The organism is Mesorhizobium sp. B2-3-4 (assembly GCF_006442315.1).
Classification (GTDB): Bacteria; Pseudomonadota; Alphaproteobacteria; order Rhizobiales; family Rhizobiaceae; genus Mesorhizobium.
Map to the genome: position 1 here is coordinate 48,759 of NZ_VFVY01000028.1, position 13,021 is coordinate 61,779.

A 13,021-nucleotide genomic window follows, 5' to 3' on the forward strand; every position below is an offset into this window, starting at 1 on the left:
TCCTCCGGAAATTATACGGCGGGCTTGCGCTGCTGGAACTGGCCGGCGGCGCGGAAGCGCCAGAGGTAGCTGGGCAGGATCGTCGCGATCGACTGCGGCTGGATGCCGAGCCCGGCCAATGTCCGGTTGGCCTTCGCCGCCTCGTCCGAAACGATGTTGTGCTCCCGCAACTGCATCACCTGGTCCTTGGTCAGCAGCGGATTGGGCAACAGGCCGAGGATAGAGGCCTGGATGTTTGCCACCCACCACGGCACCGGCACCAGCAGGCGCTTGCGCTCGATCACGGCGAGCAGTTCCTGCATGCACTCCTTGAAGGTGAGCACGTTGGGGCCGCCGAGTTCGTAGACCTGGCCGCCATCGATCTTGCCGTCGACCGAACGCGCCACCGCCTCGGCGACGTCGCCGACATAGACCGGCTGGAACTTGGTCTGGCCGCCGCCGATCAGCGGCAGCACCGGCGAATAGCGCGCCATGTTGGCGAAGCGGTTGAAGAAGCCGTCTTCAGGTCCGAAATTGATCGATGGCCGGAAGATCACGGCGTCGGAAATCGTCTCCAGCACGGCCTTCTCGCCCTCCGCCTTGGTGCGCGCATAATCCGATTCGGAGTCCGGATCGGCGCCAAGCGCCGAAATATGCGTGAGCCCGGCCCCGACGGAGCGCGCCGCCTCGGCGACGGCGCGGGCACCGAATTCATGCACGGCGGAGAATTTCTGCCGGCCGCTCTCATGCAGGATGGCGACGAGGTTGACGACATGGTCGGCGCCTTGCACGGCGCGGTCGACCGACCAGCGGACGCGCACATTGGCTTGTACCGGCTGGATCTGGCCGACATTGCCGAGCGGCTGCAGATGGCCGGCAAGATCGGGCCGCCGGCAGGCGACCCGGATGCGATAGCCGCGCTTGGCGAGCGCGCGCACGACGTGGCGGCCGACAAAACCCGACCCGCCAAAGACGACGACGAGCTTCGGGGTCTGCAGGATTTCGGTCATGGCGGGCTCCGGCGCGCGTTCCAGATGGCTTGGCTGAGCCGTTTCATAGTCCGTTTTGCATCAAAGGCAAAGGGTGACGCGTCGTCGCGTCCCGCTTCTTTCGGGCATGTCAGAAGGCCTTGCCGATACGGGCGTCGATCGAGTGCCGGTTGCCGCCGCGAATGACGAAGAACAGCAGGATCGCGGCCCACAGCAGCGATTTCTCCGCGCCCGAGAAGCCCTGGCCCATGGTGACCCAGTGGAACCAGACCGTCACCAGCAACACGAACAGGCCGGCAAAGGCGGCCGGTCGCGTCAGGAGACCGATGGCGATCAGGATGCCGCCGAAGAATTCGGTGCAGGCGAGCAGCAGCGACCAGAAGGCGCCGGGATAGAAGCCCAGCCCTTCGACCATCTCGGCGGCGCCGAAAGGGTTGACGATCTTCTGCGAGCCGTGGACGGTCAGGAAAATGCCGGCCACGGCGCGCATCACCGTTTCGCCGACGTCGTGCAGTGACGAATACAGGCGGCCAAGCGCCGGAATAATCAGCTTGCCGTGGGAGGCGTCGGTGGTCGTGGACATAGGAACTCCTGTTTTTGTGATCATGCCTTTCGCAAACGCCCGAGGGGTCCGGCCAAGTCAAGTTAACAAAAGTTAACTATTGCAATCATGTTTCGCGCGGTGAACGGCAGACGCAGAAAACCCCGCCGAAGCGGGGTTTTCCGGATGACATCCATGAGGTGCCAGGGGCCGACGGAGCGGCCTGACCTGAGACGGTATCAGGAGGGCGTGAAGCAAGTACGCCCACCCCAGCCCTGAACATCCGACATGGTGCCACCGACCTTCTTGCAGGCAGCGATGAAATCGGCGCTGCAATTGGCGAATTTCGCATGGCCGTTCTTGCAGTAGTGGTCCTCGGTGGCGCCACCGCTCGGGGCGGTAATGACGCCGGGGTTGGTCGGCTTGACCGGTGCGGCCTTGAGGTTGGCCGCCTGCGTGACGCCCATGAAGGAACCGAGCAGGAGGACGGCGGTCAGGATGGTGGTCTTGGTGTTGGTCATAATGATCTTCCTTCGATTTGAGGTTGTGTTTTCCGGGACGCGAAAGGCGATGCCTTTCACGCGGAGCAGACTTTCGATGTGATTTTGCTGTTCCCCCGGTCTGGATCGGGCAAGCTCGCCTTGCCCTGGACAAACGTTGGTCGCCCGGGCGTCAGAAAAGGTTCAGGACCCACGCAAAAAAAACGCCCACAACCGCGCCTGCGGCGGAGAAGGTCAGGTAATTATCTGAAAAGAAAAGAAATATTTCAGGCCGAATAGCGCTCGGCGAATTCCGAGATGCGCTGGATCACCGCCTTGGGCGCGGTGATGCCACGCGCCTGCGCCTTCTCGGCCGCTTCGGCCCTGGCGCGGCCGGGCACATGCACGCCATAGCGCCGGCGCAGCCGGTCGAGCTGGTCCTTCATGCGCTGCTCGAAATCCGGATCGAGCAGCTTCGGCTCGACCGCAAGCACGAACAGGCCGGTTCCAGGGCTGTCGGGGCCGCCGCTGAACCACGGCGCGTCGAGCGACCAGTTGGCGCCCGACAGGCCCGCCGCCAGCACTTCGACCATCAGCGCGATGTTGGCGCCGCGCTGCCCGCCAAAGGCAAGCATGGCGCCCTTCATGGCGGCGGCTGGATCGGTGGTGGAATTGCCGCTGGCGTCGAGCGCCCAGCCTTCCGGAATTTTCTTGCCGTCTTCCGCCGCCTCGCGGATGTTGACGAAGGCGGTCGCGCTCGACGACTGGTCGATGACCAGCGGCGCGCCGTCGGCGGCGGGCGCGGCGAACGACATCGGATTGGTGCAATAGACCGGCTTGACCGAACCCGAGCCGGCGAGAACCGCCGGCCCATTGGTGGCGGCGAAAGACACCAGGCCCTGCGCCGCCAGACGGCCGGTGAAGTAGCCGAGCGCCCCGCACGTATAGGCGTTCTTCTGCGAAAAGATGGCGACGCCGAACAGCCTTGCCGCCTTGGCGAGGTCGTCGATGCTGCGGTCGAAGCCGGTATGCGCCAGCCCGCCGCGCGCGTCCGAGAGATAAACGGCGAGCGCCGGCCTTGTGATCACCGGATCGGCATTGCCGTCGATGCGGCCGGCCTCGAGTGCTTCGAGGTAATCGATGAAATGCGATAGCCCTACCGCTGCCAGCCCCTCTGCCTCGGCCGCGATGATCGAGGCGGTCAGCGATTGCGCCGCTTCCTCATTGGCGCCGGCGCCGAGCGCCGCCATCCGGCACAGTCCTGTTGCCTGGTCGAGACTGAGTTGCATCGTGGCGATCCTAGGGGAGTAAGGGAGTAGGGGACTTTGCCCAGTGAATAGCGAACCGGGATGGAAATGTGAATGCGGCAGTGATTGCCTACTGCCTTAACCTATCTTCACCGGTATCCGCGCTTCGATCCGGCTGAAGGCAAAAACGAGAATGCCGGTGATGGTCATGTAGATCAGCGCCAGAAGCAGCAGGGGTTCGTAGGTGAGGTAGGTATCCTGCCGCACCTTGGACGAGACGGCGAAGATGTCGATGACGCTGATGGTTGCCACCAGAGGCGTCGATTTCAGCTGCAGCACGGTCTCGCCCGTCAGCGTCGGCAGTGCCCGGTAGAAGGCCTGAGGCAGCCAGACGCGGCGGAATATCTTCCAACGGCTCATGCCGAAGGCGCGGGCGGCTTCCAGTTGACCCTTGGGCACGCCGGCAAAAGCGCCGCGCATCACTTCGCCCTCATAGCCGGCGAAGGACAAGGTCAGCGCCAGAACGCCGTACGGCCATGCCTGTCTGAGGTAAGGCCACATCCAGGATTCGCGAATCCAGGGATATTGCGGGAACAGCGAGCCCAGCCCGTAATAGAGCAGCCACAACTGCAAAAGCAGCGGCGTGCCGCGTATGATGGTGCAGAACACCTTCGCCGGCGCCGCGACCCAGATCGAGCCTGCCGCCTGCGCCAGCCCGACCGGCACGGCGATCATGAAGCCGAGCGCGCAGGTGACGGCCAGGATCCACAGGGCACGCCAGATGCCCATCAGGCCCATTTCCCAATATTGCGGCAGCCAGTCCCAGCGCATGAAGAAGGCGGCCGACGCCACCAGTCCCAGCGCAATCAGGATCATCACGATACGATGCGGCTGCAGCCAGAGCGATGCGCGCGCGGCAGTGTCGATGACGGCTGTTTCGTTGGCCATCAGCTTGCCTCCTTGATGGAAGGCATGCCGCGCCGTGCCCATTTCTCGGCGCGGCCAAGCAGGAAGTTCGAGACCAGCGTCACGCACAGATAGAGCACGCCGGCGGCGAGGAAGAAGACCAGATAGGCCTTGGTTACGCCGGCGGCCTGACGCGTCGCCAGCGTCAACTCAGAGAAGCCGACGACGGCCAGCAGCGCCGTATCCTTGGTCGCGATCAGCCACAGATTGGCGAGGCCTGGAATGGCAAAGGGCAGCATCGCCGGCAGGGTGATGCGCCGCAACAGAAGGCCGGGAGACATGCCATAGGCGCGGGCGGCTTCGATCTGGCCCTGCGGAATGGCGAGGATCGCACCTCGGATGACTTCGGTCGAATAAGCGCCCTGGACGAAGCCGAGCACGGCAATGCCGGCCACCAGCCCGCTGATGTCGACGCGCTGATAGCCCATCGCGGTGAGCACCTGGTTTATCAGGTCGGTGCCGGCATAATAGAGCAGGAGGATCAGCACCAGTTCCGGCACGGCGCGCACCACGGTGGTGTAGACCGCGAACAGATCGCGCACCACGGGCCCGCCGTAAAGCTTGCCATAGGCACCCCAGGTTCCAATCAGCAGGCCGACGATCGTGGCGCCGACGGCGATCTCGAGCGAATGCACGAGCCCGACCAGGAGCGTTTTGCCCCAGCCGCCGTCCGCGGGCGAGAGGAGTTCGATGATGCCGGCCGCCGAGGCCGGAAGAAGGGATTCGATCAGCTTCGCCCCCGGATTGCTGGCTCGGTCCGCCGGTCCCCAGCGGCCGGCGGCAAGCATGCGTGGACAGGCCGGCTGAAGGGCAGGGCGTCAGCGCCCTGTCCTCCAGCCCATGCGAGGGTCGTCAGTTCGACTGCGTGCTGGCGCCGTAAATGTCGAAATCGAAGTACTTCTTCGAGATCTCGTCATATTTGCCGTTGGCGCGGATCGCCTTGATCCCGGCATTGATCTTCTCTTTCAGATCGGTGTCTTCCTTGCGCACGCCGGCGCCGACGCCCGGTCCGAGCACTTCATCGTCCGGAGCGACCATGCCCTTGAGGTCGCAGCAGGCTTTGCCCTGGTCGGTCTTGAGGAATTCCTTGAGCGCGATGGAATCGGCCTGCACCGCATCGAGCCGGCCGGCGGCCAGGTCGTTGTTCGCCTCGTCCTGTGTCTGGTATTCCTTGATCTCGGAGGCCGTGGCGCCGAAATGCTTCTTGGCGTAGACGGCATGCACCGTCGACACCTGGACGCCGAGAACCTTGCCCTTGAGATCGTCGGGCGCGGCGCCGAACTTCTGGTCCTTCGGTCCGATGATCGCGGTCGGCGTGTTGTAGTACTTGTCGGAGAAGTCGATCGTCTTCTTGCGCTCGTCGGTGATCGACATCGACGAGACGATGAGGTCGATTTTCTTGGTGGTCAGCGCCGGGATGATGCCGTCCCAGGCGACAGGGGTGATGACGCAGTCGAGCTTTTCCTCGGCGCAGACGGCATCGATGAAGTCGATCTCCCAGCCGACCCATTTGCCCGAAGCGTCGGGCGAGGTGAACGGCGGATAGGGTTCGGCGGCGACACCGATCTTGACCGGATCGGCCTTGGCCACGCCCATGGCGGCGACGCCGAGCAGCAACGCCGCGGCGAATGTCTTCAGAACAGTCTTCATTTCAGAACTCCCAGTTTGTTGTTGGTTCCCGGTTTTCTTCCGTCCCGGCTTGTTCCCTAGCCGATGTTGCGGATGAACTGTTTGAGCCTTTCGGACTTGGGCGCGCCGAAGATCTGCTCCGGCGGGCCTTCCTCCTCGACCAGCCCGTTGTAGAGATAGACGACATGTGTCGCGACCTCGCGGGCGAATTTCATTTCGTGGGTGACGAGCACCATGGTGCGGCCCTCGCGCGCCAGATCGCCGATCACTTTCAGCACTTCGCCGACCAGTTCGGGATCGAGTGCCGAGGTCGGTTCGTCGAACAGCATGACGCGCGGATTGATGGCGAGCGCGCGCGCGATCGCGGCGCGCTGTTGCTGGCCGCCGGAGAGATAGGCCGGATAGACATCGCGCTTCTCGGCCAGCCCGACGCGCGCCAGCAGCTTTTCGGCCTGGGCGACAGCCTCGTCGCGCTTGACCCCCAGCACGTGCACCGGAACCTCGATGACGTTCTCGATCAGCGTCATGTGGCTCCACAAATTGAAGTTCTGGAACACCATGCCGAGTTTGGAGCGGATGCGTTCGATCTGCCGGCGGTCGGCCGGGACGGTGTGGCCGTGGCTGTCCGCCTTGAGCTTGATCTCCTCGCCATTGACGCGGATGATGCCGCTGGTCGGGTTTTCCAGGCAGTTGATGCAGCGCAGCAGCGTCGATTTGCCCGAGCCCGAGCCGCCGATGATGGCGATCACCTCGCCGTCGCGCGCCGACAGCGACACGCCCTTCAGCACATGCAACTGGCCGAATTTCTTGTGCAGGTTCTCGACATGGATGGCTTCGGCGGCGCCGTCCTGCGCCTCGCGGGATGGGATTGCGGCAGCTCCCACCGCGCTCACCGGGTGACCTCTACAAGGCCGACGGCAGTTCGTCGAACGTCTATCCGGCTAACCAACATACGCTGTACTGCCCTGCTCCAGACTTCAGCATGGACCCAACAGAGCGAGCCCGTCAATCCCGCACATTACGGCACTTGCGGCCTTGTTGCGCAAGTGTATAAATAGCCTTCGATGAAATTTTCACGATTTTTTTCAGCAAATAAAGGGCATCGATGAGCGCTTTCGGATCACAGTCGATGGCGGCACCGCTGCGGCGCGTGCTGATGCGGTCGGCAGCCAACGCCATGCGTGGCGCCGATGGTGCTCAATGGCACTATGGCCCCGGCTTCAACCCGGCGAAAGCGGCTTCGCAGCACGCCGTCCTTGCTGAAATGGTGGCGGCTTCAGGTGCTGAAATCGAGTGGATCGAGGACAGGGCCGACGGACTGTCGGATTCGGTGTTCACGCATGATCCGTCGCTGATGACGGACCGCGGTGCGCTGATCCTGTCGATGGGCAAGCCATTGCGCGCCAGGGAGCCTTCGCTGCACGAGGAGACCTACAAAAGACTGGGCATTCCGATCCTTGGCCGCGTCGAGGCCCCTGGCCAGGTCGAAGGCGGCGACTGCGTGTGGCTGGATGCACGCACGCTGGCGATCGGGCGCGGTGTCCGTTCCAACCAGGAAGGCATCCAGCAGGTTTCCAACCTGCTGACGCCGCTGGGCATTTCGGTCTATGGCTTCGATCTGCCGCTTTGGCAGGGTGAGGAAGCATGCCTGCATCTGATGTCGGTGATCAGCCCGCTGGCCGACGACCTCGCATTGGTCTATTCGCCGCTTTTGCCGGCTGCTTTCTATCAGATGCTGAAGGCACGCGGCATCCGGCTGGTCGAAGGCGACCCGCAAGAGTTCGCCGCTTCCAACGGCCTCAGCCTGAACGTACTGCCGACCAGCCCGCTCAAGGTCATTGCCGTCGCCGGCTTCCCCAAGACCAAGGCCGCGATGGAGGCAGCCGGATGCACGGTTGAAATCTTCGACGCTGATGCGCTCTGCATCGCCTGCGAGGGCGGGCCGACATGCCTGACGCGACCGATCCTGCGCCAATGAATGCGCGCCGCAAGTTCCGTCGCGAGGGCGAGGAGCGGCGGCGGCAGGATCTGATCGAGGCGACCCTGGACAGCGTGGCGGAATATGGCCTGCAAGGCGCCAGCCTGCGCACCATTGCCTTGCGTGCCGGCGTCACCGCCGGGCTGATCCGGCACTATTTCCCCGGCAAGGAGGAATTGCTGCAGGAAGCCTATGCAACGCTGGTCGGTCGCATGACCGAGCATGCCAAAGCGGCATTGGTTGCCGAGGATGCCTCGCCGCGCCAACGCCTTGCGGCTTTCGTCACTGCCAACCTCAATGCGCCGATCATCGACACGCGGGTGTTTTCGCTGTGGGCGACCTTCCTCGGCCGTGCCGGCGCCGATCCGGCCCTGGCGCGGGCCCATCGTGAAGGCTATCTCGGCTTTCGCAACGAGGTGGAAGCGGTCGTCGCCGAGGTGCTCGCGGCCGAACAGCGCAAGCCCGATGCGAGCCAGCTTCGCCACCATGCCATCGCCATCAATGCGGTCATCGACGGGCTCTGGATCGAAGGCTGTCTGGCCGGCGAGATGTTTCTGCCCGGTGAACTGGCGGCTATAGGCATCAAGGCCGTCGAGACCGAACTCGGCCTCGCGCCGCTAGAGCAATTCCAGGAAAAGTGAGAGGTGGTTTCCCCTTGGGAATTGCCTCGAAAAGAAAAGAGAGGGGAGTAAACCAATGACCACCATCGGCGAGGCGCTGATTTCGCTGCTCGAGGGCCACGGCGTCGATACCGTCTTCGGCATTCCCGGCGTTCATACGGTCGAGCTCTATCGCGGCCTGGCGCGTTCGAACATCCGTCACGTCACGCCGCGCCACGAGCAGGGCGCCGGCTTCATGGCCGACGGCTATGCGCGCGCCAGCGGCAGGCCGGGCGTCGCCTTCGTCATCACCGGGCCGGGGCTGACCAACACCATCACCGCTATGGGACAGGCGCGCGCCGATTCGGTGCCGATGCTGGTCATCTCCGGCGTCAACGCCACCGATACGCTGGGCAAGGGGCTGGGTTTCCTGCATGAACTTCCCGACCAGCGCGGTATGATGGAGAAGGTGGCGCTGTTGTCGTTGCGCGTGACCGGGGCGAGCGATTTGCCCGGCGCGTTGGCACGGGCCTTCGCCCTGTTTTCGTCCGAGCGGCCCGGCCCTGTGCATATTGAAATCCCGACCGATGTCATGGTCAAGCCGGCGGACGGCATCGCCGCCCTGCTCAGCAATGCGGCGCCGCCAGCGCCGGATGGCGCGGCTGTTGCGAGCGCGGCCAGGCTCATTGCCGCGGCGCGCCACCCGCTGATCCTTGCCGGCGGTGGTGCCAGGAAAGCGGAAGCTGCGCTGCGGCGGCTCGCCGAAAAACTGGGCGCACCGGTCGTCGAGACGACCAATGCGCGCGGGCTGCTGCACCGCCATCGGCTTTGCGTGCCGGCAAGCCCGAGCCTCAAGGCGGTTCGCGCGCTGATGGCCGACGCCGATCTGGTGATCGCCGCCGGCACCGAATTCGGGCCAACCGATTATGACGGCTATGGCGATGGTGGCTTCGTGCTGCCTTCAAACCTGATCCGCATCGATATCGGTGCCGACCAGCTTGCGCGGCGTCCGGTGACCGTCGGCATCCAGGCCGATTGCGGCGAGGCGATCGAGGCCCTGCTTGCGGCGATCGATCCAGCCCACGGCGCCGATGAAGACGGTGATGCCCGCGCCGCGGCGGGGCGAGAAGCCGCCTTTGCCGAGCTCAGCCCAGCCTATGCGGCACAGGTCCATGCCGTGGAACTGATCCGCGATGCCTTGCCCGGTGCCATCATCGTCGGGGATTCGACCCAGCCGATCTACGCCGCCAACCTGTATTACGACCACGACCGGCCAGGCGGCTGGTTCAACGCCGCGACCGGTTTCGGCGCCCTCGGCTATGGCCCTCCGGCGGCGATCGGCGCGGCACTCGCAATGCCCGATGCGCCGGTTGTCTGTCTGACCGGCGACGGCGGCTTCCAGTTCACCTTGCCGGAGATGGCCGTGGCGCTCGATTCCGGAGCGCCGGTCATCTTCGTCGTCTGGAACAACCGGGGTTACCGGGAGATCGAGACCTCGATGCTCGATGTCGGCGTGGAACCGGTTGGCGTGTCGCCGGCGCCGCCGGATTTCTGCAAGCTGGCCGAAGCCTACGGCATCGGTTCCGAAAGGCTGGCCGACATTGCTGCCTTGCCCAAGGCGCTGGAGCACGCCCAGGCAACCGGGCTGCCGCGCGTCATCGAAATCACGGTCGTTTGAATGTTCAGCCGGCCCTGATTTTTCCATCCGCGCAGGACCATTCGCCGGCTTGTTTCCTGGCAGGCAAGCGCCGAGCCCGGAGAGCTTCGCTGTTCGACGGTGCCATGACGCATGCAAAGACGTGACGGCTGCCATGTCGAGATATCGGTTGAGTGATCGCGCGAAAGGCGCGACGCTTCGCGTCGGCGCGGCAAACAAACGACAAAAAACATAAAAGCGACAGGAGCGGTCCAGGATGACGGAAACACTTGAAGGCAGGCATATCGTTGTGACCGGCGGTACCGGCGCGCTCGGAGGAGCTGTGGTCGGCAGGCTGCTGGAACAGGGCGCGATCTGCCACGTGCCGAACGCGCACGCCGCGGCACCTCAGCACTTCCCCTTCGCGGCGCACGACAATGTCAAGCTCGCGCACAATGTCGACCTGTCGGACTCCGCCAAGGTCGAAGCCTTCTATTCCCAGGTCCCGGCCTTGTGGGGATCGATCCATCTGGCGGGCGGCTTTGCCATGGCGCCGGTGGAAAAGATCGAATCGGCATCCTTTGCCGAGATGATGGAAACCAATGCCCGCACCACCTTCCTGTGCAGTCGCGCCGCTATCCGCTCGATGCTGGCGTCGGGCACATCGGGCCGCATCGTCAATGTCACGGCGCGCGCGGGGCTCGACCCGCGTCGCGGCGCCGGCATGGTCGCCTATACAGCCAGCAAGGCGGCGGTCGCTGCCATGACGGTGGCGATGGCGGAAGAGTTGAAGGGCAAGGGTATCCTGGTCAACGCGGTTGCGCCGTCGACACTCGACACGCCGGCCAATCGCGCCGACATGCCGGATGCCGATTTCACCAAATGGGTCAGCCTCGAAGCGGCGGCCGAGGCAATCGCCTATCTCGCCTCGCCGGCCAATCAGGCGATGAGTGGAACGCTGGTGCCGCTCTACGGCAGGGCCTGAGCAGGCGGCGGTGAAGCCGGACAGCCGGCATCCGATCCATCGGCGTTGCGGTAGCTGTAGATACGCAGCGGCGATGCGGCGTCCGTGGGACATTCCTTCAACCATGTCGGCGGCCTGCCTTCCATCAGCGCCGCCGCGAAGGGGTAGGCGGTTTCAAGATCACGCCAGGGCTGGCCCCGCCAGGCGCAGATCGCGACATGTGTCGCCCTCGACGCGTCGAGGATAGCGCGCGGGTCCGCGGTCTTGGGGTCGAGGAAGCGATAGCTCCGTTCGATCCCCAGCGCCGACGGATGGTTGCCGATCGTCACCACCTTCGGACCGTTTGCCAGGGCGACGAAACGCGATCCGATCAGCGGCGGCGAAAGGACGATGGCGCCCGAAGGCCAGCCCTGTAGCGGTTCGAAATGATCGAGGTTGCAACTGTCGGCGAATTCGGCGGCCGGAATCGCCCCCTCGGATGGCCTGACCGCAAGGTGGTACAGCGCGATGGCCGCGGACAAGACCAGACCGGGCAAGACCAGCGCGTATCTGCGCGATGGCAGCGGCACCGGAGATTTCAGGTAGCGGCCCAGCACCGAACCTGACGGCAGCAGGCTGTCGAGCACGTAGATCAGGCCAATGCCTGAAAAGATCGGGAGATAGCGGAAGTAGCGCAGATAATCGATCGCGAGCACGAGCCCAACCAGTGAAAACAGGGCCAGTATGACGAGAGGTCGGCTGCGGCTCCGCGGCCCGATGCAAATGACGACCGGGGCGAGCGCGCCGACGAAAAGCAGTACTATGCTCGGGAAGCCCGACGACAGAACGAAATCGGAGCGCTGAAACAGGCTCTTCTCCTGAAGAATCCGGTTGAGCATGTTGTCGCGGACATAGGCGTCCATCAAGGCGTAAGGGCCGCCCCTGCATTGCGGGAACAACATCACCAGCACCGCCAGGCTGACGGCGGCAAACACCAGCAGGATCGCGGCCCGCATTGCCCAGCCGCCACGCGTCCCGACCAACCAGGGCACGACGGCGAATGACAGCCCGGCGGCGGTCAGCGCCAATACATGCGGCACTGAATATGTGTCGCATCTCACCGCCGCATAGGCGGAAGGCGCGACGATGGCGGCGAACAAAGCGATCGCGCCTGTCGCCAGGGCCAGCCCAAAGCTGGTGATCCCTGCCGCACCCTTGTCGCGGCCTGTGATCCAGTCGAAGGCGTAGATGGCCATCACCAGGGCAAAGTACGGCGCGAATTCGGCGCTGATCGCGATCGCAAGGGCGGTCAGCAGCCCATTGACGAAAGCCGAAAGACGGCTCTGCGACAGCAGCAGAACCAGGGCTGCGAGCAGAAGCAATATCTGCAGATTGTGGTAGTCGATCCGGTCAGGAGCGTATTCGAAGAAGGTGCGCGCGGCAAAGATCAGGGCCAATGGCAATGCCATGGCCGGATAGGCAAAGCCCATCGCGACAATCAGCCGATTGTAGAAGTAGAGCGCGGGCGCCAACAGCAGCAGCGGCACGGCAAAGCTTACCGCCGTCAGCGCCGGCTCGAAACCGGCGAACGGCGCGAGCAGCCACGCGAAGACGGCATAGGGTAGGTCGACGATCCACGGCCAGTGCGAGATGTAGGGCTCGGGCTGGACAATGCCGGGCATCGTCCGGTCGAAGATGTTGCCGGTCTCCAGCAAGGTCCGGATTTCGTGAATTTTCAGAAGATCGTCCGCATCGCCGTTGAGCCGGAAGCCCAGCGACCAGAGGACGATCATCACGCCCGCCATTGCGCAGAAGCAGAAGAAAGCCGGAGCCTTGGTGTAAAGATGAAGCAGTCGCGAAGATTGCGCTGCCGCTTTGTCGTCGTCATGGCTCATGGAAGGCTTCCCTCGGACGATTGGCACATACGCGAGGAAGTTTATCTTGCCGTAAATAAAAACCCGCCGGATCGATCCGGCGGGGTTTTTGCCGATAACCGCATGACAATCGCGCGGCAAGCGGCTAACCCTTGGTTGCC

At 64.1% G+C, this 13,021-nt stretch carries 14 protein-coding genes; 4 read left to right on the forward strand and 10 right to left on the reverse strand.

Annotation, left to right across the window (positions count from 1 at the left end; genetic code table 11):
* Positions 1-11: 11 nt before the first annotated feature.
* From FJ967_RS30510 to FJ967_RS33550, 9 genes are all read right to left on the reverse strand, one after another.
* Complete coding sequence (locus FJ967_RS30510) at positions 12-989, reverse strand: complex I NDUFA9 subunit family protein (protein WP_140736024.1); 978 nt, start codon at positions 987-989, stop codon at positions 12-14.
* A 109-nt stretch (positions 990-1,098) separates the two neighbouring features.
* The gene (locus FJ967_RS30515; RefSeq protein WP_140736025.1) at positions 1,099-1,551 is read right to left on the reverse strand and encodes a DoxX family protein; all 453 of its coding nucleotides are present in this window, start codon (positions 1,549-1,551) and stop codon (positions 1,099-1,101) included.
* Positions 1,552-1,748: 197 nt separating this feature from the next.
* Positions 1,749-2,030, reverse strand: coding sequence for a hypothetical protein (locus FJ967_RS30520; protein WP_140736026.1), 282 nt, complete (start codon positions 2,028-2,030; stop codon positions 1,749-1,751).
* 245 nt (positions 2,031-2,275) lie between these two features.
* Positions 2,276-3,277 (reverse strand): Ldh family oxidoreductase, encoded by a 1,002-nt coding sequence (locus tag FJ967_RS30525; RefSeq protein ID WP_140736027.1) that lies wholly within the window; start codon positions 3,275-3,277, stop codon positions 2,276-2,278.
* 96 nt (positions 3,278-3,373) lie between these two features.
* Positions 3,374-4,183, reverse strand: coding sequence for an ABC transporter permease (locus tag FJ967_RS30530; protein ID WP_140736028.1), 810 nt, complete (start codon positions 4,181-4,183; stop codon positions 3,374-3,376).
* Positions 4,183-4,848 (reverse strand): ABC transporter permease, encoded by a 666-nt coding sequence (locus FJ967_RS30535; RefSeq protein WP_140736062.1) that lies wholly within the window; start codon positions 4,846-4,848, stop codon positions 4,183-4,185. The genes FJ967_RS30530 and FJ967_RS30535 overlap by 1 nt, the downstream gene beginning before the upstream one ends.
* A gap of 205 nt (positions 4,849-5,053) precedes the next feature.
* A complete protein-coding gene (locus FJ967_RS30540) occupies positions 5,054-5,851 on the reverse strand; it encodes a transporter substrate-binding domain-containing protein (protein ID WP_140736029.1) in 798 nt (265 codons plus the stop codon).
* A gap of 56 nt (positions 5,852-5,907) precedes the next feature.
* Positions 5,908-6,723, reverse strand: coding sequence for an ABC transporter ATP-binding protein (locus tag FJ967_RS30545; RefSeq protein ID WP_140736030.1), 816 nt, complete (start codon positions 6,721-6,723; stop codon positions 5,908-5,910).
* 112 nt (positions 6,724-6,835) lie between these two features.
* Positions 6,836-7,009: a hypothetical protein gene (locus tag FJ967_RS33550; RefSeq protein ID WP_181176206.1), complete on the reverse strand. Its 174-nt coding sequence runs from the start codon at positions 7,007-7,009 to the stop codon at positions 6,836-6,838.
* On the opposite strand from FJ967_RS33550, the gene FJ967_RS30550 reads away from it, so the two are divergent.
* The 4 genes from FJ967_RS30550 (at position 6,936) to FJ967_RS30565 (ending at position 11,028) form a co-directional block, all read left to right on the forward strand.
* Positions 6,936-7,808, forward strand: coding sequence for a dimethylarginine dimethylaminohydrolase family protein (locus tag FJ967_RS30550; protein WP_140736031.1), 873 nt, complete (start codon positions 6,936-6,938; stop codon positions 7,806-7,808). The two genes, FJ967_RS33550 and FJ967_RS30550, sit on opposite strands and share 74 nt — an antisense overlap.
* The gene (locus FJ967_RS30555) at positions 7,778-8,449 is read left to right on the forward strand and encodes a TetR family transcriptional regulator C-terminal domain-containing protein (RefSeq protein ID WP_140736032.1); all 672 of its coding nucleotides are present in this window, start codon (positions 7,778-7,780) and stop codon (positions 8,447-8,449) included. Before FJ967_RS30550 ends, FJ967_RS30555 begins: the two co-directional genes overlap by 31 nt.
* Before the next feature lie 55 nt (positions 8,450-8,504).
* Positions 8,505-10,085 carry a 5-guanidino-2-oxopentanoate decarboxylase gene (locus FJ967_RS30560; RefSeq protein ID WP_140736033.1) on the forward strand — a complete coding sequence of 527 codons (1,581 nt, stop codon included), beginning with the start codon at positions 8,505-8,507 and terminating at the stop codon, positions 10,083-10,085.
* Between the two features lie 235 nt (positions 10,086-10,320).
* On the forward strand, positions 10,321-11,028 hold the full coding sequence (locus FJ967_RS30565) for an SDR family NAD(P)-dependent oxidoreductase (protein ID WP_140736034.1): 708 nt from the start codon (positions 10,321-10,323) through the stop codon (positions 11,026-11,028).
* On the opposite strand, the gene FJ967_RS30570 is transcribed toward FJ967_RS30565, so the two are convergent.
* Entirely contained in the window at positions 11,013-12,881 is a 1,869-nt protein-coding gene (locus tag FJ967_RS30570) for a hypothetical protein (RefSeq protein ID WP_140736035.1), read from the reverse strand. The two genes, FJ967_RS30565 and FJ967_RS30570, sit on opposite strands and share 16 nt — an antisense overlap.
* Between the last annotated feature and the right edge of the window lie 140 nt (positions 12,882-13,021).